The sequence below is a fragment of the Pleomorphomonas oryzae DSM 16300 genome, from assembly GCF_000422965.1.
GTDB classification, from domain to species: Bacteria; Pseudomonadota; Alphaproteobacteria; order Rhizobiales; family Pleomorphomonadaceae; genus Pleomorphomonas; species Pleomorphomonas oryzae.
On sequence record NZ_AUHB01000001.1, the window covers coordinates 418,888 to 440,778 of the forward strand.

Sequence of the window (21,891 nt, forward strand, 5' to 3'; positions counted from 1 at the left end):
TTCCCACTTTTGCTGAAATTGCTCTAAACTCAGCGAAGTCCGGCTTCGGCCAGGAAACGCTTCAGGTTGGTGATGCCCATGTTGACGTATTTCTTCGGGTTGGCCTTCTCGGGGTCCTGCTCGGCCTCGAGCACCACCCAGCCCGAATAGTTCGGCAGTGCCTTGAAGACACCGGTGAAATCGATCGAACCGTCACCAGGCACCGTGTAGACGCCTTCGAGGACGGCATCGAGGAAAGACCAACCTTCGGCGAGGGCCTTCTTGGCGATCGGCGTACGGACGTCCTTGGTGTGGACGTGGCCGATGCGGTCGGCATATTTGCGCGCCATGGCCACGGCGTCGCCGCCGCCCCAGGTCATATGACCGGTGTCGAGAAGAAGCTTCACTGCCGGGCCCGTGCCGGCCATGAAGCGATCGACCTCTTCCGGCGTCTGCACGACCGTACCCATGTGGTGGTGATAGACGACCTGCAGACCGTAGCCCTTCACCAGTTCGGCAAAGCGGGTCATGCGCGGCAGGAAGACAGCCCATTCGGCATCGGTGAGCACCGGGCGGCTGGTGAGCGGTGCCGATTTGGTGCCGTGCACGGTGCGGGTGCACTCGCAGACGACCAGAACTTCGGCGCCCGCTTCCTTGCGCCATTTCAGATCATTTTGAGCGGCGGCAAACTCGGCATCCGCGTCACGCTCAAGCAGGAAGGTGGAATACCAGCCGGAGACGAAGACCATGCCGTAGTCGGCGAGCAGCTTCTTCAGCGCCGGGCCGTCCTCGGGCAGCTTGTGACCCTTTTCCATGCCCTGAATGCCGGCGTCGCGCGCTTCGGTCAGGCACTGCTCGACAGAGATGTTGCCACCGATATCCCAGAGGTCGTCATTCGACCAGCAGATGGGGTTGGCGCCAATGCGAATCATGTCTTCTCTCCCAGTAGCCGCACCGGCACGAGCTGTCAGCCGACCGGGCTATTCTTTGCCAAATACGTTATCGGACAGAACCTGAGGTTTGTTCGGGCGCCAATCTCTTGGGGTGGTACCGCCATGGAACAAGCATTCCGACCTCAGCCCGCTCCAAGGATGATCTTCCACCGTTCCGGACAACATCAGCCGCTGGTTGGAAATGGCGAGACTATTCAGGTAAAATAGCCCGGCATGCCCACCGGCCCGATCATTTCCGATCTGATTATTCCTTATTTCATTTCATTCGGTATGTAAATTCTGTTTTTCGCGACCTCGACGAAGGTCGGCTACCGATACGGTGAGCGCCATGGCCACGGTGAGAGTCGCCGCCAGCGATCTGAATCCCTCGAAATCGGCCTCGACGATTTCGAACCAGGCGCCATTTTCCGGCACCAGCGGGCTGAACGGACTGTCGGTGATCACTACAAGGGGCACCCCTTGCACCGAGACCTGCCGCATATGATCCACCGTACTGGACGCATAAGGCGTGAAGCTGATGGCGAAAGCCGCATCCTTGGGACCCGCGAAATTCAGGACTTCACGGTCGATTCCGAGCGGCGATCCGATCAGCACGGTGCGGACACCCAATTTTCCGAAGGCATAAGCCATGTAGGAGGTAATGGGATAGGACCGGCGCTGGGCAAGGAGATAGATGGTCTCGGCGTCGGCGAGAATCCGTGCCGCCTTGTCCATGACGGCTGGATCGATCCGCTCACAGACCCGCTCGACCGAGCGGATTGCCGCCTTGCCGAACCCGTCGAGCATCGCCGCCGTAACGGGGCGGCCGGACGAGTGGGTGGAGAAAGCATCGAGACGCTCGTCGTAATTGGACGGCCGGTCGCGCAATCGCTCCTGGAAGACCACCTGAAGCTCTGAAAAGCCTTTATACCCCATGGCCTTGGCGAACCGAACCAAGGTTGAAGGCTGGACCTTGGCAGCCGACGCGATGCTTGCCACCGTGCCAAAGGCAATCTCATCGGGTGATTCAACGGCATAGGCGGCGACCTGCGCCAGCCGACGCGGCAGCTTGTCCCGGCGCTCGATGATGACATCGCGCAAGGCGCGGAATTCCTGCGGCGGTGCCTCCACACTATCGGTGTCCTCGAAATCCATCGGTTCGCTTTCGTCAGTCATCCCCGCCTCACTCAAAATCGAATTGGATGTTTCAACGCCATTCCACCGTTCCGACCGATACTAACCTACCCGCCTTTGTTTGGTACAGGCAACGAATTCGCCCGGTTTCCTGCAGGATATGCCATACCGGCGAGCCAAGGCGCAGATATCTGAAGACCGGGTCGAGTAGCAACGGCGTCGTTTCACCGGCAGTAGCCTCCCATAATTCATTGATAATCAATGATAATCCTGCGGCCGCCTTCGGAAATATCAAGATCCGACGACGATTGGGAACGCCTCCCCTTCGACCAAATGGTAATGGCCGCACCTATCGTAGCACCCCTATGGACGCTGGAAGGCCTTGACGCAGCGGCGAGATGGAACTTAAATTCCATCTCGAAAAAAGACTGTTCCATATTGTCCAACTGATCCTCCTCGGGAGATCAGTGTGGTGCGAGGCGGAGCAGCCCTGCGACGGTCAATCCCGAAAGAGATTGTGAATCGTTTTCACCTTTAGGCGCGGCGACGGTCTGAAACATCTGACCGACGGGGGAAATCCGCGATGCCCCCCACGGAAGACAATCGAGGGAGAAAGCTCAATCATGACACTACGATTTGGATTGCTGGGTGCCGGACGCATCGGCAAGGTGCACGCTGGCGCCGTCGCCGCCACCCCCGGGGCCAAGCTGGTGGCCGTCGCCGATGCGCTGCCGGAAGCGGCCGCCTTCATCTCGAAATCATCGGGCGCCGAAGTGCGCACGATCGACGAGATCATGAATGCCAAGGACATCGACGCCGTCCTGATCACCACGCCGACCGACATGCACTCCGATATGATCGAACAGGCGGCACGCGCCAAGAAGGCCATCTTCTGCGAAAAGCCGATCGATCTCGACCTGAATCGAGTTCGCCGGTGCCTCGATACCGTCGCCAAGGAAAAGGCGGCGCTGATGATCGGCTTCAACCGCCGCTTCGACCCCAACTTCATGGAAGTGCGCGCGCGCATCGACGCCGGACAGATCGGCGCCGTGGAAATGGTGTCGATTACCTCGCGCGATCCGTCGCCGCCGCCGGCCACCTACGTGGCGCGTTCGGGCGGCATGTTCCGCGACATGACCATCCACGACTTCGACATGGCCGCCTTCCTGCTGGGTGAAGACCCGGTCAAGGTATTCGCCGTCGGTTCGAGCCTGGTCGATCCGGAAATCGGCAAGGCCGGCGATATCGACAGCGGCTCGGTGATCCTCACCACCAAGTCGGGCAAGATCGCCCAGATCTCCAATTCGCGCCGCGCCACCTACGGCTACGATCAACGCATCGAGGTGCATGGCTCGAAGGGCATGGTGCATGCTGAGAACGTGCGCGCTACAACCGTCGAAGTAGCCAATTCGGAAGGCTATCGTCGCGAGCCGCTGCTCGACTTCTTCATGACCCGCTACACGCAGGCCTATGCCAACGAGATCGCCTCCTTCATCAAGGCGCTCGAGGCGGGCAAGCCAATGCAGCCGTCGGGTGAGGACGGCCTCAAGGCGCTCGCCATGGCCGATGCGGCCATGAAGTCGCTGAAGGAAGGCCGCCAGGTGGAAATCGCCTACTGAGTCAATCAGCGGCCGGCGGAATAACCGCCGGCCGTTCTTCCCAACGCCCTGCCGCAGAGTGATCCCGCATGCCCAGTCTTCCAGACCAGCCGGGCAGCCTCCTGCCCGACCGGGCGGCGCTCACTGGCTACCAGCCCCTGAAAGAGGAAATCGTCCGGCGGCAGAAGGCCTTGCCCAAACGGCTGCTCCAGATCGCCGCCTTCGCCCTCGACAATCCCGATGAAATCGCCTTCGGAACCGTTTCCTCCATTGCGAAGAACGTCGGCGTTCCGCCGTCGGCGATCATCCGCTTCGCCCAGCACTTCGGCTTCGACGGCTTCGTCGAGATGCAACGTCTCTTTCGCGATCGGATGCGTGAGCGCAGCTCCGAATATGGCGAACGCCTCCATTCGCTGACTCACGGCATCGACCCAGACGATGGTGCAGGAAAGACGCTGGAAGGCTTCCTCGCAGCGGGTCGCCGCTCGATGGAAAGCGCGCTCCAGTCCGTCAGTCCCGACGTATTCTCGGAGGCGGCGTCGGTTCTCGCCAACGGCGAGACCATCTATCTCTTGGCGCGTCGGCGGTCGTTCCCGATCGCCAGCTACATGGCTTATGCCTTCGGCAAACTGGGTTTGCGCTGCGAGCTGGCGGGTTCGTCCATGGGCATCGATGGCGATCTCCTGCAATTCGCCGGCCCGAAGGACGCGGCCTTCGCCGTCAGTTTTTCGCCTTACGCGTCGGAAACCGTGTCACAGGCGAGAACCCTTCGTGAGCGAGGGGTGCCGCTGGTGTCGCTGACGGATTCGCCATTCTCTCCCCTTGCCGCGATTTCGAACGTTTGGTTCGAAGTTGTCGAAGCGGACTACGGTGGCTTTCGTCCGCTCTCCGCCTCGATGGTGCTGGCGCTGGCCCTAAGCGTGGCAGTTGCCGAGAGAAAACAGTGGAGTTGATAGACGCAGGCAGGCCTCTGGCCGCCCCGGCGCCCTCATTCCGGGATACTACGATGGTCGTAGAACAATAATTTCATCGACCTTTGCGATCGGAACGTATATTCTTATTGTCAAAGCGCGACACAGCGCGATGACGGAAAGCCCTGCGAGGAAAGAATGACAGACACCCCCAGCGCGGCCAAAACACTCGACCTGATTGCCATTGGCCGAGCCTCGGTCGATCTTTACGGTCAGCAGATCGGTACCCGCCTCGAAGATATCGGCAGCTTTGCGAAGTCGGTCGGTGGCTGTCCCGCCAACATTTCCGTCGGAACCGCCCGACTGGGACTCAAGTCGGCGCTGATCACGCGCGTCGGCAACGAGCAGATGGGCCGCTTCATCCTTGAGCAGCTTGCCCGCGAGACGGTGGATACATCCGGCATCGCCGTCGACCGCGACCGCCTGACGGCCCTGGTGCTGCTCGCCGTGGAAGATGAAGGCGTATCGCCGATGATCTTCTATCGCTCCGACTGCGCCGACATGGCTCTTTCGGAAGCCGATATAGACGAGGCGCTGATCGCCAAGAGCCGGTCGATCATCGTCACCGGCACGCACTTCTCTCGCCCGCATTCCGAAGCGGCGCAGCGCAAGGCGATCGCCCTTGCCAAGAAACACGGCGCCAAGGTGGTCATCGATATCGACTACCGGCCAAACCTCTGGGGCCTTGCCGGCCATGACGCCGGCTTCGAACGCTACGTCAAATCCGACCGCGTTTCGGGACTTCTTCGCACCGTTCTCGCCGATTGCGACCTGATCGTCGGCACCGAAGAAGAGATCATGATCGCCACCGGCGCCGACAGCGTGCTGGCGTCATTGAAGCTCATTCGCAAGACGAACGCTGGCGCCACCATCGTGCTGAAGCGCGGGGCCATGGGCTGCATCGTCTACGACGGTCCGATCTCCGACGATCTCGAGGACGGTATCGTCGGCAAGGGTTTCCCAATCGAGGTGTTCAACGTGCTCGGGGCCGGCGACGCCTTCATGTCGGGCTTCATGAGAGGCTGGCTCAAGGGCGAGCCGCTCGCCACCTGTGCCACCTGGGCCAATGCCTGCGGCGCTTTCGCGGTGTCGCGCCTGCTCTGCTCGCCGGAATACCCGACCTGGGAGGAGCTCAGCCACTTCCTCAGCCATGGCAGCAGCGAGCGGGCTCTCCGCAAGGATCCAACCCTCAACCACATTCACTGGGCGACGACGCGGCGCGGCAGCTATCCGACCCTGATGGCACTGGCCATCGACCACCGCAGCCAGGTGGAGGACCTCGCCCAGGACGCGGCGACGCTGAAGCGCATTCCCGACTTCAAGGTGCTGGCCGTCAAGGCGGCGCAGCGCGTGGCGGCGGGACGTCCCGGCTTCGGCATGCTGCTCGACGACAAATATGGTCACAAGGCGCTGTTCGCCGCCGGTGCCGGCAAGGGCCTCTGGGTGGCCAAGCCGATCGAGCTGCCCGGATCGCGCCCCCTCAAGTTCGAATTCAGCCAGGATATCGGCAGCCGGCTGATCGAATGGCCGCTCGAGCACTGCATCAAGGTGCTCTGCTTCTATCATCCGGACGATCCGGCCGACCTCAAGGCCGAGCAGACTGCCAAGCTCACCACCGCCTACGAGGCGGCGCGCAAGGTGGGCCGTGAGATCCTGATCGAGATCATCGCCTCCAAGGCCGGTCCGCTCAGCAACGACACGGCGGCAAGGGCGCTGACCGAACTCTATGCCGCCGGCCTCAAGCCGGACTGGTGGAAGCTGGAGCCACAGGCTTCAGAGGTGGCCTGGCAGGCGATCGACGGTGTGATCAAGCGCAACGACCCCTATTGCCGTGGCGTGGTATTGTTGGGGCTGGAGGCGCCGATCGAAACGCTGAAGCAGGGCTTTGCCGCTGCCAGAACAGCACCATGCGTCAAGGGCTTCGCCGTTGGCCGCACCATCTTCGCCGACGCTGCCAAACGCTGGCTGGCCAATGAGATCGACGACGAGGCGGCCATTGCCGACATGGCGCAGAAGTTCGGTACGCTTGTTGAGATCTGGTTGTCGCTCGGCGCCTCAAAGGTGGCCTGATCGACCTAGGAATGACGAAGGCAATCGAGAAGGGGCTGCCGCAACGATGACGGCGCCTACTTCGGGAGGAAGACATGGCAGGTAAGACAGTGCGGCTGACCGTGGCGCAGGCAACGGTGCGTTTCCTGGTCAATCAGAAGACCATCATCGATGGAGAGAAGCTGCCGATCTTCGCCGGCTGCTGGGCGATCTTCGGTCACGGCAACGTGGCCGGTCTCGGCGAGGCGCTCTATCAGGTCCGCGATACGTTTCCGACGCTGCGCGCCCATAACGAGCAGGCGATGGCCCATTCGGCGATCGCCTTTGCCAAGGCGGCCTTCCGTCGCCGCTTCATGGCCTGCACGACGTCGATCGGCCCCGGCGCGCTCAACATGGTAACGGCTGCCGCCGTCGCCCATGTCAACCGTCTGCCGCTCTTGCTGCTGCCGGGCGACGTGTTTGCCAATCGCATGCCCGACCCGGTGCTGCAGCAGGTTGAGGATTTCCAGGACGGCACCGTGTCAGCCAACGACTGCTTCCGTCCTGTTTCCCGCTACTTCGACCGCATCCAGCGGCCCGAGCAGTTGATCCTCGCCCTGCAGCGGACCATGCATGTTCTGACCGACCCGGTCGAATGCGGCCCGGTGACCCTTGCCATGTGCCAGGACGTTCAGGCGGAAGCCTATGACTGGCCGGAGAGCATGTTCGCGGAAAAGGTCTGGATGCCGAGGCGCGTCCGTCCGGACGAGAATGAGCTGGCAACGGCCATCAGTCTTCTCAAGTCGGCCAAGAACCCGATGATCATCGCCGGCGGTGGCGTGCTTTACTCCGAGGCGACCGCCGCGCTTGTCGCCTTCGCCGAGAAGCATCGCATCCCGGTTTCCGTAACACAGGCCGGCAAGTCGTCGATCGACGAGACACACCCGCTGGCCCTCGGCGCCGTTGGCGTCACCGGCACCTCGGCCGCCAATGCGCTGGCCGCCGACGCCGATCTGGTGCTGGCCATCGGCACCCGCTTCCAGGATTTCACCACCGGCTCGTGGGCCCTGTTCAAGAGTGGCGAGCTCAAGATCGTCGCGCTCAACGTCGCCAGCTACGACACCACCAAGCACAATGCGGCGCCGCTGGTGGCCGATGCGAAGGTCGGCCTTGAATTGCTGTCGCAGGGGCTAGGCGATTGGAAGGTGCCGCGCGTCGCCGACCGCGCCGCCAAGGAAAAGACCATATGGCTTGAGGCGGCCGGCAAGGCTCTGGCGCCGACCAACGTCGAGAAGCCGTCCGATGCCCAGGTAATCGGTGCCGTGGCCCGCACGCTCGGCGGCCCGAATTCGGTGGTCGTCTGCGCCGCTGGCGGTCTGCCCGGCGAACTCGACAAGCTGTGGGTACCGTCGGTGCCGGGCAGCTATCACATGGAATACGGCTTCTCTTGCATGGGCTACGAGATTGCCGGTGGCATTGGCGTCAAAATGGCCAATCCCAACAAGGATGTCGTCGTGATGGTCGGCGACGGCTCCTACATGATGATGAACTCCGAACTCGCCACTTCGGTCAGCCTCGGCCAAAAGCTGACGGTCGTACTGCTCGACAATCACGGCTTCGGCTGCATCAACCGGCTGCAGATGGCCACCGGCGGCGCCAACTTCAACAATCTCTGGCAGGACTGCGTCATGCAGGAACAGCCGCAGATCGACTTCCGTGCCCACGCGGAGAGCATGGGCGCCATCGCCGTCAAAGTGTCGTCGATCTCCGAGCTGGAAGCCGAACTCGCCAAGGCCAAGACGGCCGACCGTACGACGGTGGTCGTCATCGACACTGATCCGCTGATCACCACCGATGCCGGTGGCCATTGGTGGGACGTGGCAGTGCCCGAGACGTCGCCGCGCAAGCAAGTCGAGGGCGCACGCGAAGCCTACGAAGTCGCCAAGCGCCTCCAGCGCGTCTTCGACTGAGCCAAGCGCTGAGAAGGAGAATTCGATGCCCAACTCTCATCTCCGTGTCCGGCCCAAGGCTGACCTGGGACTCGTCAGCGAAGTGACGCCGGAAAGCGCCGGCTGGACTTATGTCGGGTTCGCCCTGCATCGCCTCTCGGCCGGCAAAAGCCTGGCGGCCGAAACCGGCAAGCGCGAAGTCTGCCTGGTGCTGATCTCGGGCAAAGTTCGCCTTGCCATCGATGGCAAGGATCAAGGCGAGATCGGCGAGCGAATGAACCCGTTCGACGGCGCCCCTTGGGCGGCTTACATACCGGTCGGCGGACGCTACGAGCTGACGGCCACCACCGACGCCGAGGTCGCCGTCTGCTCGGCGCCCGGCACCGCCGGCTTCCCGGCCAAGCTGATCCCGCCCGGAACCCACCAGCAGATCACCCGTGGCAAGGGCTCCAACACCCGGCTCGTCACCAACATCATGCCGGAGAACGACGGTTCCGCCCAGTCGTTGCTGGTCGTCGAGGTGATCACGCCCGGCGGCAATACCTCGAGCTATCCGCCGCACAAGCACGACCAGGATGACATTCCGGCGGAAAGCCATCTCGAAGAGACCTACTACCACCGCTTCAACCCGCCGCAGGGCTACGGCTTCCAGCGCGTCTATACCGACGACCGCAGCCTCGACGAGGTGGTGCTGCTTGAGGACGGCGACGTCGTCATGGTGCCCAAGGGATACCACCCGGTCGCGACCATCCACGGCTACGACAACTACTACCTCAACGTGATGGCCGGGCCGAAGCGGATCTGGAAGTTCCACAACGAGCCGGCCCACGAGTGGCTGTTTACCGGCCTCGGCACTCCGGCCGCATCGCGCTGAACGTCGCGGCAAGAATTCCCGTCGCCCAGGCATTTGGCTTCAAGGCGATCGCAATCCTGAGACAGAACTACGGAGAAGATCATGAACATGGAAATCCTGAAGCATCAGTTCGGCAAGGTCGAGCGTCTCAGGTATCTCGTCGACAACGAGTGGCGGGTATCGAAGACCACCAAGTACATGCCGGTGATGGACCCCTCGACGGGCAAGCAGATCGCCGAGGCGCCTTGCTGCACCCAGGACGAAGTGGATTCCGCTGTCGCGGCCGCCGCCCGCGCCTTCCCGGCCTGGCGCGACACGCCGATCCCCACCCGCATCCAGCTGATGTTCCGCTTCAAGCAGCTGCTCGACGCCCATCTCGACGAACTGACCGAACTGCTGGCCACCGAGAACGGCAAGGTTCTGTCGGAAGCCAAGGGCGACGTTCTCAAGGCGATCGAAGTGGTCGAATGCGCTTGCTCGACGCACTACCTGATGCAGGGCGATACCTGCATGAACGTGTCGACCGGCTACGACACCGTCTCCTTCCGCGAGCCGCTCGGCGTGTTCGCCGCCATCGCGCCCTATAACTTCCCGGCCATGATCCCGATGGGCTGGATGATCCCGTTCGCCATCACCACCGGCAATACCGTGGTGCTGAAGGCCGCCTCCATGGTGCCGCAGACAGCGAGCCGCATGCTCGAACTGCTGATCGAGGCCGGCCTGCCCAAGGGTGTCGTCAACCTCGTCACCTGCTCGCGTGTCGAGGCCGACAGCCTTCTGGTCAACCCGGTCGTCAAGGGCGTCGCCTTCGTCGGCTCGACCTCGGTCGGCCTGCACATCTACAAGACGGCTGCTGCCAACGGCAAGCGTGTCCAGGCGCTGACCGAAGCCAAGAACCACGCCCTCGTTCTCGAGGATTGCGTGCTCGAGCGCACGGTGCGCGGCATCATCAACTCGACCTATGGCTGCGCCGGCCAGCGCTGCATGGCCCTGCCGGTGGTCTGCGTGCAGGAGAGCATCGCCGATGAGTTCGTGGCGCTGTTCAAGAAGATCGCCCAGGAACTCAAGCTCGGCCCGGCCTATGTCGCCGGTTCGCAGCTCGGTCCGGTCATCTCGGCCGGCCAGAAGGAGTCGATCGAGAAGGCGATCCAGCGCGGTATCGACGAAGGCGCCACGCTGGTGCTCGACGGACGCGGCGTCAAGGTGCCGGGTTATGAGGGCGGCTACTTCGTTGGACCGACCATTCTCGACCATGTCGGCCCGGGCAACTATGTCGGCGACGAGGAGATCTTCGGGCCGGTGACGTCGATCAAGCGCGTCAAGGACTTCGAGGAAGGTCTGGCGATCATGAACGCCAACCGCTTCGCCAACGGCTCGTGCATCTACACGACCTCCGGCCGTCACGCCCGCGAGTTCGCCAAGCGCACCGATGGCGGCATGGTGGGCATCAACGTCGGCATTCCCGTGCCCTTCTCGATCTTCCCCTTCTCGGGCCACAAGCAGTCGTTCTTCGGCGACCTGCACACGCTCGGCAAGGATGGCGTCGCCTTCTTCACCGAGACCAAGTCGGTTACCTCCGTCTGGTTCTCCGAGGAAGACGCCAAGAAGGCCGTCAGCACCTGGGATGGCACGCTGACCCGCAGCTGATCAACCAGGCGCGGCGGTTCCCTCCACCCGCCGCGCCCTTAAAGGCGCCTGTCCTCCGGCGCTGGCCGGCCCCTTGCGGGCCGGCTTTCTTTTGGCCCCAACCGCAGCGGGGCGTGTCGCCACCTCGGAGAGGTCGTGCTCCTCGCCTATTGGCGCGCCGCTCGCTTCCCGGACGCACAAAAATGAAAGCCGAGTCCAACCGACTCGGCTTTCATTTTCTTTGATCGTGTCGAACGCGAGAAGAGGACGGCGGCCAGTGTTGGCCGCGCGCCTCTCAGGCTGCCATGACGCGGTTTATGAAGCTCTCCACCGCCGACCGCAGGCGACCGGCCTGTTCGTTCATGTCGTTGGACGCCGCAGAAACCGCCGACGCCGATTGTGAAGTCTCGCCGACCACATGGGTCAGCGCTTCCGTTTCCTCGGTCGCCGCGCGAGTGCCAGCCGCCGCCCGCTGGGCATTGCTCGAAATCTCCGACGTCGCTGTTCCCTGTTCGGTGACGGCGCTCGAGATGATCATGGTTGTACGGTCGACATCGACCATGATGTCGGAAATCGAGCGGATGGCGGTGACAGCCTCCGCAGTGGAGACCTGAATGGCGGCGATCTGCGTGGAGATTTCCTCGGTGGCCTTGGCCGTCTGACCGGCCAAGTTCTTCACCTCCGAAGCCACGACCGCGAAACCCTTGCCCGCCTCGCCGGCGCGAGCCGCTTCGATCGTGGCGTTGAGCGCCAGAAGATTGGTCTGCTCGGCGATCGCCTTGATCAGCGTCACGACATTGCCGATGCGTTCCGCCGCTTCGGCGAGGCTGACGATGGTCGCGTCGGTACGCCGCGCTTCTTCGGAGGCTCGACGAGCGACCTGCGTGGCGTTTTCGGTCTGGCGTGCGATTTCGGCGATGGAAGCGGAAAGCTCTTCGGCCGCCGCTGCCACGGTCTGAACGCCCACAGATGCATCGCCCGATGCCTCGGCGGCGCTGGTGGCCCGCGAACTTGCCTGCTCGGCGATTGAGGCAAGTGCGCGCGCCGTATCTTCCATCTGATCGGCATTGCCGGAGACGGCAGTCAGCATGGTGGCGATTTCCTGACGGAAATCCTGGATCAATCGTTCGATCGCCTCCTGCCGGGACGCGCGTCGTTCCTGTTCGGCTTCGGCTTCCGAGGCAAGGCGGTGCCGCTCGATGGCATTGTCGCGGAAGACTTGGACAGCCTTGAGCATGTCGCCGATCTCATCCCGGCGGCGGCTGCCATCGAGATCGACATCGGTGTCGCCCGTCGCAAGCCGCGCCATGGCTTTGGTCAGCGACACGATCGGCCGCGAAACGAGTCTCGACATGCCGATGCTGACGGCGAAAGCCAGCAGAAGCGTCGCGGCCGTAATCACCGCCATCAGAGCGTAAGAAGATGTTCTGCTCTGAACGGCCGACGCGGCGTGCTGATCGCTGACCGACCGGATGGCTGTCACGGCGGCAGCGGATTGCTGAACCGACGCCTCCCGGGCGGCGCCGAATGCCTTGGTGCCCTTCACCAGATCGGAAAAGGCATTGCCGAAATTCTGGATGTCGGCGGACGGATCGGCAAGTCCGCTCGCGGCGATCGACTTGCCGGTCTCGATTGCCGTGCCGAGCATGTTCTCAACGTTGGCTTGGTTGTCGTCCGTCGGGTCCAGCTTGTAACCCGCCGTTTGGATGGTGAGGCCGTCGGCCGTATAACCAAGCGAAATGCCTTGATCAAAGGTCGTGTTGGCCTTGGTCTTGTTGTCACCGGCCTGCTGCGCGGCCGCCTGCGACGCTTTGCCGAGGTCGCGAGCCGCAGCGACGATGGCTTCGGTTCCCTTGACGAACGCGTCGATGCCGGCATCGGTCTGTAGCCGTAGCCCCTCGATCTCCGCCGCATCAGTCGCCTTGGTCATTGTCGCCATCAACTTGGCAAGCTCGTTGATCGGCTTTGAGGCAAGGCGCATCTGGTCATCGATGGCATCGGAGCTGGCGAAGTTATAAATGCTGCCGATCGCCGTCTTTGCCTGATCGATCGCCGCCTTGGCGGCGGCGATATCGGCGCTATCGTGGCTTGCAGCATATTGGACCAGCGATGTTCTGGCTTTGACCGCCAGGACCTGTCCTTGATAGGCCAGCGCCAGGAACTCCGAAGCCTCTCGCACCTTCGCCTGTTCTGTCGTGGCGAGTTGCTCCATCTCCTGCGATTTCATCTTCGCATCTGATTGCAGCTTGTGGGCGACCCATTGCAAGGCGGAGACAGATTTATCGACGCTGCCCCAGGCCGTCGCGATGTCCGCTGATGCCTTGACCAGGGCGTCGACCGACTGCCGGAACGCACCGATCGCCGTATTCGCCGGCTTCAACGTCGGATCGTCCGCCGCCCCTAGACCGGCGATGTCGCCATTTACCTTATCGAGCAGTTCGCCCGCCTTTTTGGCAGCCTCGAGATCGCGCGTCAGAATGAAGCGGTTGACTGCGTCACCCGCCGCGCCGACGTCGGCCACAGCTGCCGCGGAGCGCGAGGTCAGGTCAATGGCAAAGCCCAGCCGGCTCAGGCCGAACGCGCCCGCCGCGCCGACAATGGCCGCCAACAAGGCCAGCAATATAAGGCTTGCACCGATTTTCCGCGTGATGGACTGCCTGGCAAGCGCTTCCCCTCGCTTCATGATCCCCTCCTCGTCAACCAGATGTGCTACCTTTGAAACGGAGCCGGCTTTGCCAACTAACTCCAGGTGATGACCACCTGACGCCAGTGCGGGTGCATCTCAAGCACCCTGCCCGGCCAGGAAACACATAGGCCGTTTAGTGATAATATCGGCATATACATTCCATTGATGGGCACTCTAGGTGTCTTCGGTTTCCTAAAGGTTATTTTTGGCAGGGGAAATCGCGAGGTAGCACCCCAAAGGCTTCTGCCGATTGTGACCTGCTAGAAGTTGGCGTTTGCTGCGTTGGAGAGAGACTCAACAATCAGAGTCAATGTGTCGATTATTGATCATTGTGAAATGAACAGGTCGCGTAGACCCCGGATTGAATGAGGATCTGTGCTGACATTCTTGCTGTCGGCAACCACCGCGCGACGGGTGAAATTAATCATGAAATTTGCATGGAACCAACCGAGGCCGGTCGACGTTTGAAGAATATGTGTGGAGTGCGGGGAGCCAACCGGACGTCAATGCGGTCGATGCGCGGCAGCTCTCAGTCTCCGATCACTTGAAACTCGTATTCACTGTTCCCATCTCGGGATGGTTAGTTGCGTGTTTTCTGTTGATTACAATGACTTACAAATCGTCGACCACCATCATCAGTTTGGGATACCGGGCCGATGCTGATCGAGACGCAACAGAGCGGGGCAAGGTCTCAGCTCGCTTTTCTTCATTCGTTTCCTATGTCGATCCGTTTTGCGGATGACTGGGCAGATTCGGGAGACCACGATGACCAGTGACAATCTCACCCCGCCCGTAAGCCACATGGCACTAATTGGAAACTTCCCGCCCCGCAAGTGCGGGATCGCTACCTTCACGTCCGATCTGCGCGACGCACTGGTCGAGTCAGATCCCAATCTCAGGATCAGCACCGTCGCCGTCACGGACGAAGGGCAGAGGCATGCTTACCCGCCGGCGGTGGGATACGAGATCAACCAGCTCGAAGCTGACGATTACGCGGCCGCGGCCGATCACATCAACGCGCTCAATCCGGACGCGGTATCGATCCAGCATGAGTTCGGCATTTTTGGCGGCGAGGCAGGTGAGTACCTCCTGAAGCTGACGGAACGCCTGCGCGCTCCCATCGTAACGACGCTGCACACCGTGCTTGCCGACCCGACCCCCGACCAGCGCCGCGTGATGGAGCGCCTCGCCGAACATTCCGCCCGGCTGGTGGTCATGACTGAGATGGGTCGCACCATCCTGACCCGCAACTGGAACTTCCCGGACGAGAAGATCGCCGTCATTCCGCACGGCATTCCCGACGTTCCCTTCCTCGACCCGGCTTTCCAGAAGCACGCCTTCGGGCTTGACGGCCGCAAGGTGGCGCTGACCTTCGGTCTGCTGTCGCCCAACAAGGGCATTGAAAACATGATCGATGCGCTGCCCGAGCTGGTGCAGGCACATCCTGATCTGATTTATGTCGTGTTGGGGGCTACCCATCCGCATCTGGTAGCCCGTGAGGGCGAGGCCTACCGGGAAAGGCTGCAAGCCCAGGCAGACGAGCTCGGTATGGCCGATCACTTGATGTTCGTGAATGAATATGTCGACGCGCCAATCCTGAAAGACTGGCTCTCGGCGGCGGATATCTATGTGACGCCTTATCTCCATGAGGCTCAGATCACCTCCGGCACTTTGTCCTACGCCGTGGGCCTGGGTAAGGCTGTCGTTTCCACACCCTACTGGCACGCCCGTGAACTGCTGGCCAACGATGCCGGCGCGCTGGTCCCGTTCGCCGACCCCAAGGCGCTGGCTTCGACCATCAGCGACCTTCTTTCCGATGGCGCTCGGCGCGATCGCCTGCGCAGCACGGCCTACGATCTCGGACGGCAAATGATCTGGTCTGTGGTGGGACGCTCCTACCTCGACCTGCTCGCCGAGGCTCGTTCCGGCGGTCGCGCGCCGGCGCCCGTCAGCAACCTCAGAATTGGCCGCCGAATTCCCTTGGTTTCGACGCTCGCGGCAGTCGATCGCATGACCGACGGCTGCGGCATGCTGCAGCACAGCCGCTCGACCATTCCCGACCGGCGGCACGGCTACTGTCTGGATGACAATGCCCGCGCCATGATGCTGGCCGTCGAATTAAAGTCGGAGGGCATCGAAACCGAGCGAGCGACACGGATCGCCGATATTTGTGCGGGCTTCGTGGACTCAGCCTGGGACGAGGATCGTGCCGCTTTCCGCAACTTCATGGGCTATCAGCGCAACTGGCTGGAAGAAACCGGCTCGCAGGATAGCCACGGTCGGGCCGTCTGGGCGCTTGGCCGGGTGGTGGCGGGCACCGATGATCACGGACTGAAGCTCTGGGTCACCGGCCTTGCCGACCGGGTGATTCCAGCGAGTGCCCATCTCACCAGTCCTCGTTCGAAGGCCTTCACGACACTGGGCCTTATCAGTTGGCTCACAGTCTACCCTGGCCATCGCCCGGCACGCCAGCTTCTGGACAGGTTCGCCGCCGACCTCCACGACATGTTGCGCGAACAGCGGCGGCCCGACTGGCTGTGGTTCGAGCCGGTGCTGGCTTATGACAACGCTCGTCTGCCGGAGGCCCTGATCCGCGCCGGTCAGTGGCTTGGCCAGGAGGACATGGTCCGGGATGGCCTCGCCGCGCTGGATTGGCTGGCCGAACTCCAGACCGATCCGGCTGGCCATTTCCGACCGGTGGGTACGGAAAGTTTCGGCAAGGTTTATAGCCGTCCTCTCCCCTTCGACCAGCAGCCGGTCGATGCTTGGGCGATGATCGAAGCCTCGACGGTGGCGTTTGATGCGACTGGTGATCGCCGGTGGCAGCAGTATGCCGAGGCGGCGTTCGACTGGTTCAACGGCCGCAACGACCTGGGTCTCAGGCTGGCAACTCCGAATGGCGGCTGCTACGACGGCCTGCAGGTCGATCGTGTCAATCTCAATCAGGGGGCGGAATCCATTCTGGCCTTCCAGTTCTCGGTGCGTTCGATCAGACAGTTGCAAAGGCTCGCTCACAGCCGTTCTGAACGGATGCTGGCGGGAGCTGCAGAATGACGCTGCAGCTTCTTCCCCAACGCCTTTACCCCGACGCCAGCCGGGTGGTTGTTCGTAACTTCCAACTGGCCGGCGAACCCCGAAGCTTAACACCAGCGTCGCAAGCACGTGCCCGGCGGATCGTTGAGACCGTTCAGTCAATGGACAATCGCACCGTCCAGGCCGAGCTCTCACTCGTCATGGCCGACTTCGAGAATCGACATCGAGAGGTTCGGCGCTTCTTCGAGCAGCGCTACGAGGGCATGGCCGCTCATCTCGGCCTTATCGAGCCGCTGCGCGAAGCCGAGCGGCTACTGATCGGCGCTTACTTCTGTCACGAATATTCCTTCGAGGCAGCGGCGCTGATGAATCCCAGCGTGGTACAGCACCCAGATCAGTCCGGCCTTGCGCCGGATGAGATGCGTTTCCTGCTGTCGCTCAGGGCGGTCGGCGAGGGGCACATATCCTCCATCACTTTCCGTGAGGGCATTCTTTCCGACCAGGGCGAATTGCGCCTTACGGAAGACAGCCCCTTTGCGGTCGCTTCCCGGCCGGAGATCGGAGAGGACGGACGGGTTTGGGCCGTCCGCGAAGGGGATGGCCCTCTCGATGAAACCGTGTTGCTGCCGGTAACGTCGGCACAGCGCAACGGCCTTGAGGATCTGCGCCTCGTCCACTTCAACGACCCGGATGAAGGGCCGCTCTGGTATGGCACCTACACCGCCTTCAGTGGTCAGTCGATCGCCTCGGAACTGCTGATTACCCGTGACTTCCGGAGCTTCGAACTAAGGCCGCTGTCGGGTCCTGCGGCCCGCAACAAGGGCATGGCCCTGTTCCCGCGCAAGGTTGGCGGCAGTTACACGATGCTGGGGCGTCAAGACAATGAAAACCTCTTCCTGATCCGCTCCGACAATCTCTTCGAGTGGGATGAAGGCGAACGCATTGCCGGGCCGCTACATCCTTGGGAACTCCTCCAAATCGGCAACTGTGGGTCGCCAGTTGAGCTCGATCAGGGATGGCTGGTGCTGACTCACGGCGTCGGGCCGATGAGAAAATACGCCATTGGCGCCATGCTGCTCGACAAGGACGACCCAACCCAGGTCTTGGGACGCTCGCGGGTGCCTCTCCTGTCGCCTTCCGATGCCGAGCGCGAGGGTTACGTTCCCAACGTCGTCTACACTTGCGGAGCGCTGGCTCACGCAGGGCGGCTCTTCGTGCCCTATGGTATCGCCGACAGTGCAGTGGGTTTCGCCAGCATAGAAATCGAGGAGTTGTTGGCCTCGCTTGGCTGATCCGGAGCAATTGCCTCGGCGAACGAGAGCTTGCTCCATGTGCTTTAGAAACCAACCTTATAAGGAACGCGCCTGCTCGGGCGCGTTTTCTTTAGGGGAGCTGTTCAGGCGGCAAGCACTCGCAAGAGAGGCATATGGCGTCTAGCCACGACTCCGGATTTCCGACGATCCTTCGAAGGTTGCGGTAACCGAGCAACAAAGCCGCATTTGCTCGCATTTGCACGCGCCGCCATTCCAAGTAAAAGGACAGGAACAACAATCTGCGCCATGGCGTGCTTTGCATGTCAATGATAACATGTGAAGAGTTCGTCCCGGTCTGCAGGACCGAGCAGGGAGTCCTTGAATGGAGCCTACCGCCGCCAAGAAGAAAGTGCCGAACCCCGCCGACGTTCACGTCGGGGCCCGCATTCGCATGCGGCGTATGATCCTGGGCATCTCACAGGAAAAGCTTGGACAGGCACTCGGCGTGACGTTCCAGCAGGTTCAGAAATATGAAAAGGGAGCAACCCGTGTTGGCGCTGGGCGCCTTTTGGAAATAGCCAATTTCCTCAGCGTACCCGTGAGCTATTTCTTTGAGACAGCCGTGCTCGAAGCCCTGGAAACACGGGGGCCAAGCGGCGCCATCGTTTCAGCAACCGACGACTTCGACGTGTTCGTGAAGAGCTCGGAAGGCATCAAGCTCAACAATGCCTTCCTCGGCATCAACGATCCGTCGGTGCGCCGCCATTTGCTCGATCTCGTCGTTTCCATGTCGCGCGCCGGCCAGGAGAACTGACCGGCGACGACAGGTTGCTTGTACCTCGGCAGGCGCCGTCAGTGGCGCCGGCGACGCTGTTCGTCAAGGTCCACGATATCGGGGTCCATCTGGAGCGCCAGCAAGCCGGAGAGCTCTGCATTGGCAAGGCCTAGCAGGAGAGCGGCGGACACGCTCACTTCCCGCGCTTGCGGCATGAGATAGTCGATCATCGTCATCATGGCACGGATGTCCATCGGACGGTGGACGTCACCGGCATAGGTCTGCTCGCCCATCATGGGCTCGTCGATTTTAGCGCTCATTGATCACCCGATACTCTTTCCAGGATGCCTGGCCGATCCCACTGTCCTTCCGGGCGAACGAGTACGGCAGCGCCGGAATCCGGCGACAGCGCATCCTCGGCCGGCGACACCACAAGGTCGGCCTCGTAATAGGTTTCGTTCGTCAGGTAGTTGATGCCCGAGCCTTCGCGCAGGACGAAACCGAAGTGCTGCCAGATGGGAGCGACGTTCGCCGCGGTCTGGCCATAGAAACGCGTGTAGCCCTTGGTGCGGCAGAGCTCGATGCCGGCTTTCACCAATTTGAGGGCCAGCCGGCTCTTGCGGAAACGGGGCAGGACAGCCAGCCGTTCCAGCTTGACGAAACCGGCGAAGTAACGAATGCGCAGGCAGCCGGCCGGCTCGTTACCCACGAACCCGAGCAAGTGTGTCGCCGTGAGATCGTTGCCGTCGACATCCTCTGCGAAGGGGATGGACTGTTCGGCAAGGTAGGTTGCCGCCCGGATCGCATGAACCATCAGAAGCTGGTTGACGTCGTGAACGACCGTGATGCCGATCGCATTCCGCTGCCCCATAGCGCCGGCTCCACCAGGGCGCCAAGTATCGTAGGAAGGTGCCGTGCCTTCGATTCCTCCCCGTCGCTCGGCATCCGTCAGGCGGCGGCAAGTCATGATGCCGGGGGCGTAGACATCGCCGTGCCGAGCGCCCATCGTGAAGCCGATGCTCTCGAACAGGAGGCGCGCCTTGTCGTTGGCCGCCTTGCAGAACACCGGCAAGCCGCGGAACTTGTCCGAGGTCAGGCGCTCCATGACGAGCGAAATGCCGCCGGCAATCGCCCTGGAGATATAGATACCCCAGAAATAGATGGCGGCAGGCTTTTCCCACTGGCGGGCGATGAAGCGGTCTTCCGGGGCGCCGGTGTTCATGCGTCCGTCGAACAGGGCATCGAGCCCATCCTGATTGAGAGGCAGGAGACAAACGAAACCGAGAGGCCCGTTGCCGGCCTTTTCGCGCCATTGTCCACGGCAGATCGCCAGAATGGTGTCGGGATTGCGCGTATAGATGCGCATAACAGTTTCGAGGCTGGCAACACCCTGAATTTCAGGGGTCGCTTTTCTCATCAGATCTGCAATAATTTCGCCGGACGGACTGAAAACTGAGAGGTTGCGGCCATACTTCGAGTAATCGATGCGATCAATATGGCGTGATGGATAGAAACTGGATGCTTCTTCGTAGTTCCGAGCGTGAGAGTTCATCTTTCGCCTCGTTCTTGATGATCACAGCCCATTTCAGTCTAAGTTTAAACGTAGCCAATTCGGGGCCTGTTCCGTGCATCCGATTTTGACGCGGGGTGATGAGGTAGATGGAACACGGTGACGGAGCAGCGGACCTGGACATCAACTGGGACGACGTGCGGGTATTCCTGCTGGTTGCACGCCTTTCCAGCTTCCGGGCGGCGTCCGTGGAAAGTGGTGTGTCGGTCAATGCATTACGCCGGCGAATCGAGGCACTTGAGCACAAGATCAACGCGGTCCTGCTGACCCGGTCGGCGAAAGGCGTCGAGCTCACCGAAGAAGGTCGCAAGGTTGCCGAAATGGCGCAGGCCATGCTGGAGCAGGCGCGTGCCCTTGCGCGTCTGTCATCCCGCTCAAAGCGAGGCCTCCGTGCGACGGTACGGGTCGGCGCGACCGAAGGGCTTGGTGCGTTCTGGCTGGTTCCCCGCCTGGTCGACCTGTTCGAGAGCGCACCCGGCATCCAGGTCGATTTCCGCAACGACATGCGCATGCCGGACGTGTCGGGGCTTGAGGTGGATATCGCCGTACAGCTCGAACGTCCCGCCGATGAGGAACTGAAGGTCGTTCGTCTCGGCTGGCTGCATGTCGTCCTGTTTGCTTCCGCCGACTACATCTCGCGCAACGGCATCATCGAGACGTCTCAGGACATTCCCCGGCACCGCTTTATCGAGATCAATGCTCCCCAAATCCATAGCGGGGCACTCAAGGAAGAGCTCCCCGAGGACGATAGCCGCAGCTTTGTTGCTCTGAGGGTCAATACCGCCTCGGCCCAGGTGCTGGCGGCAACGCACGGGGCTGGCGTCACGGCCTTGCCGACCTACGCCCGGCTGGTGACACATCAGCTGCACCATGTCGCTCGTGAGTTTCTGCTGAAACGCGATATTTGGCTTTGCTACCATCCCAGTGTCGTCGAGTTTCGCCACATGCGGCAAACGATTGACTGGATCAAAGCGTCCTTCGATCAGGAAAAATATCCTTGGTTCGGCGAAAGCTATCTCTCTCCTGACGAGATCGACCGCCTGGCAGCCAAGCGTGGCCTCGGCGCCCTCTTTTCAGGCTTCAGAGACGAGCATAAGTTGTAAAAGGACATACCGAGGGACGGTTTACCCGCCGTCGGTAGCCCCGGAGACGGCGATGGAAGACAAAGCGTTGACACTTCGCCAGGAACTGCCTCGCCTCATCGAAGCGGCTAAGGCTCTTGAAGCTTCGATGCTGCTCATGCTCCTCGTCAACGTTGATGAGGAACTTCGCAGACAGAAACCCGAATGTCCTAAGGAACCGGAACACGACCTCGCGGATCGTTTGTGACCCCAGACAAGGCCGATCATTCGGACTAGACGCACCTCGCACTGCGCATCAGCCAACCTCGGGCTCCGCCTGACGTCCATGGCAATTGTCGAGCCCCAGGCTACCATCCCCTTTATGACGAACGGATTGTTGGCTTTTCTCGCGACTATCCGGGCTCGTACTTGACCGTTTTCGA

Annotated in this window: 16 protein-coding genes; 11 read left to right on the top strand and 5 right to left on the bottom strand. The window is 61.7% G+C overall.

Going from position 1 to position 21,891, the window contains the following annotated elements; all coding sequences use genetic code 11:
• Positions 1–29: 29 nt before the first annotated feature.
• Positions 30–911, bottom strand: coding sequence for a myo-inosose-2 dehydratase (gene iolE / locus G522_RS0102010; RefSeq protein ID WP_026789622.1), 882 nt, complete (start codon positions 909–911; stop codon positions 30–32).
• Positions 912–1,193: 282 nt separating this feature from the next.
• Positions 1,194–2,087, bottom strand: a complete 894-nt coding sequence (locus G522_RS0102015; protein WP_084632657.1) for a MurR/RpiR family transcriptional regulator — start codon at positions 2,085–2,087, stop codon at positions 1,194–1,196.
• Positions 2,088–2,668: 581 nt separating this feature from the next.
• On the opposite strand from G522_RS0102015, the gene iolG reads away from it, so the two are divergent.
• The 6 genes from iolG (at position 2,669) to G522_RS0102045 (ending at position 11,091) form a co-directional block, all read left to right on the top strand.
• Positions 2,669–3,664, top strand: coding sequence for an inositol 2-dehydrogenase (gene iolG / locus G522_RS0102020; RefSeq protein WP_026789624.1), 996 nt, complete (start codon positions 2,669–2,671; stop codon positions 3,662–3,664).
• Positions 3,665–3,732: 68 nt separating this feature from the next.
• The gene (locus G522_RS0102025) at positions 3,733–4,596 is read left to right on the top strand and encodes a MurR/RpiR family transcriptional regulator (protein ID WP_026789625.1); all 864 of its coding nucleotides are present in this window, start codon (positions 3,733–3,735) and stop codon (positions 4,594–4,596) included.
• Between the two features lie 156 nt (positions 4,597–4,752).
• A complete protein-coding gene (locus G522_RS0102030; RefSeq protein WP_026789626.1) occupies positions 4,753–6,684 on the top strand; it encodes a bifunctional 5-dehydro-2-deoxygluconokinase/5-dehydro-2-deoxyphosphogluconate aldolase in 1,932 nt (643 codons plus the stop codon).
• Positions 6,685–6,758: 74 nt separating this feature from the next.
• Complete coding sequence (gene iolD / locus G522_RS0102035) at positions 6,759–8,612, top strand: 3D-(3,5/4)-trihydroxycyclohexane-1,2-dione acylhydrolase (decyclizing) (protein WP_026789627.1); 1,854 nt, start codon at positions 6,759–6,761, stop codon at positions 8,610–8,612.
• Positions 8,613–8,637: 25 nt separating this feature from the next.
• Positions 8,638–9,465, top strand: coding sequence for a 5-deoxy-glucuronate isomerase (iolB, locus tag G522_RS0102040; protein WP_026789628.1), 828 nt, complete (start codon positions 8,638–8,640; stop codon positions 9,463–9,465).
• Positions 9,466–9,546: 81 nt separating this feature from the next.
• Complete coding sequence (locus G522_RS0102045; protein ID WP_210162869.1) at positions 9,547–11,091, top strand: CoA-acylating methylmalonate-semialdehyde dehydrogenase; 1,545 nt, start codon at positions 9,547–9,549, stop codon at positions 11,089–11,091.
• 274 nt (positions 11,092–11,365) lie between these two features.
• On the opposite strand, the gene G522_RS28745 is transcribed toward G522_RS0102045, so the two are convergent.
• A complete protein-coding gene (locus G522_RS28745) occupies positions 11,366–13,753 on the bottom strand; it encodes a methyl-accepting chemotaxis protein (RefSeq protein ID WP_051228087.1) in 2,388 nt (795 codons plus the stop codon).
• Positions 13,754–14,521: 768 nt separating this feature from the next.
• Here G522_RS28745 and G522_RS0102060 point away from each other — a divergent pair.
• The 3 genes from G522_RS0102060 to G522_RS0102070 all read left to right on the top strand — a co-directional run bounded on the left by G522_RS0102060 (position 14,522) and on the right by G522_RS0102070 (position 18,856).
• A complete protein-coding gene (locus G522_RS0102060; protein WP_026789630.1) occupies positions 14,522–16,810 on the top strand; it encodes a glycosyltransferase in 2,289 nt (762 codons plus the stop codon).
• A gap of 140 nt (positions 16,811–16,950) precedes the next feature.
• The gene (locus tag G522_RS0102065) at positions 16,951–18,081 is read left to right on the top strand and encodes a glycoside hydrolase family 130 protein (protein WP_245586571.1); all 1,131 of its coding nucleotides are present in this window, start codon (positions 16,951–16,953) and stop codon (positions 18,079–18,081) included.
• Positions 18,082–18,424: 343 nt separating this feature from the next.
• The gene (locus tag G522_RS0102070) at positions 18,425–18,856 is read left to right on the top strand and encodes a helix-turn-helix domain-containing protein (RefSeq protein ID WP_026789632.1); all 432 of its coding nucleotides are present in this window, start codon (positions 18,425–18,427) and stop codon (positions 18,854–18,856) included.
• A 38-nt stretch (positions 18,857–18,894) separates the two neighbouring features.
• Here G522_RS0102070 and G522_RS0102075 read toward each other — a convergent pair whose 3' ends face one another.
• Both G522_RS0102075 and G522_RS28750 read right to left on the bottom strand, forming a co-directional pair.
• Complete coding sequence (locus G522_RS0102075) at positions 18,895–19,137, bottom strand: hypothetical protein (protein ID WP_026789633.1); 243 nt, start codon at positions 19,135–19,137, stop codon at positions 18,895–18,897.
• On the bottom strand, positions 19,134–20,183 hold the full coding sequence (locus tag G522_RS28750) for a GNAT family N-acetyltransferase (RefSeq protein WP_051228089.1): 1,050 nt from the start codon (positions 20,181–20,183) through the stop codon (positions 19,134–19,136). Before G522_RS28750 ends, G522_RS0102075 begins: the two co-directional genes overlap by 4 nt.
• Positions 20,184–20,476: 293 nt before the next feature.
• Between G522_RS28750 and G522_RS0102085 the strand changes: the two genes are divergently transcribed.
• The gene (locus G522_RS0102085; protein WP_026789634.1) at positions 20,477–21,490 is read left to right on the top strand and encodes a LysR family transcriptional regulator; all 1,014 of its coding nucleotides are present in this window, start codon (positions 20,477–20,479) and stop codon (positions 21,488–21,490) included.
• Between the two features lie 52 nt (positions 21,491–21,542).
• A complete protein-coding gene (locus G522_RS29885) occupies positions 21,543–21,716 on the top strand; it encodes a hypothetical protein (RefSeq protein ID WP_156886791.1) in 174 nt (57 codons plus the stop codon).
• Positions 21,717–21,891: the final 175 nt, after the last annotated feature.

Coding starts and splice junctions, on each gene's coding strand:
- iolE (WP_026789622.1), bottom strand. CDS start 911: ATGATTCGCATTGGCGCCAACCCCATCTGCTGGTCGAATGACGACCTC.
- G522_RS0102015 (WP_084632657.1), bottom strand. CDS start 2,087: ATGACTGACGAAAGCGAACCGATGGATTTCGAGGACACCGATAGTGTG.
- iolG (WP_026789624.1), top strand. CDS start 2,669: ATGACACTACGATTTGGATTGCTGGGTGCCGGACGCATCGGCAAGGTG.
- G522_RS0102025 (WP_026789625.1), top strand. CDS start 3,733: ATGCCCAGTCTTCCAGACCAGCCGGGCAGCCTCCTGCCCGACCGGGCG.
- G522_RS0102030 (WP_026789626.1), top strand. CDS start 4,753: ATGACAGACACCCCCAGCGCGGCCAAAACACTCGACCTGATTGCCATT.
- iolD (WP_026789627.1), top strand. CDS start 6,759: ATGGCAGGTAAGACAGTGCGGCTGACCGTGGCGCAGGCAACGGTGCGT.
- iolB (WP_026789628.1), top strand. CDS start 8,638: ATGCCCAACTCTCATCTCCGTGTCCGGCCCAAGGCTGACCTGGGACTC.
- G522_RS0102045 (WP_210162869.1), top strand. CDS start 9,547: ATGAACATGGAAATCCTGAAGCATCAGTTCGGCAAGGTCGAGCGTCTC.
- G522_RS28745 (WP_051228087.1), bottom strand. CDS start 13,753: ATGAAGCGAGGGGAAGCGCTTGCCAGGCAGTCCATCACGCGGAAAATC.
- G522_RS0102060 (WP_026789630.1), top strand. CDS start 14,522: ATGACCAGTGACAATCTCACCCCGCCCGTAAGCCACATGGCACTAATT.
- G522_RS0102065 (WP_245586571.1), top strand. CDS start 16,951: ATGGACAATCGCACCGTCCAGGCCGAGCTCTCACTCGTCATGGCCGAC.
- G522_RS0102070 (WP_026789632.1), top strand. CDS start 18,425: ATGGAGCCTACCGCCGCCAAGAAGAAAGTGCCGAACCCCGCCGACGTT.
- G522_RS0102075 (WP_026789633.1), bottom strand. CDS start 19,137: ATGAGCGCTAAAATCGACGAGCCCATGATGGGCGAGCAGACCTATGCC.
- G522_RS28750 (WP_051228089.1), bottom strand. CDS start 20,183: ATGCGCATCTATACGCGCAATCCCGACACCATTCTGGCGATCTGCCGT.
- G522_RS0102085 (WP_026789634.1), top strand. CDS start 20,477: ATGGAACACGGTGACGGAGCAGCGGACCTGGACATCAACTGGGACGAC.
- G522_RS29885 (WP_156886791.1), top strand. CDS start 21,543: ATGGAAGACAAAGCGTTGACACTTCGCCAGGAACTGCCTCGCCTCATC.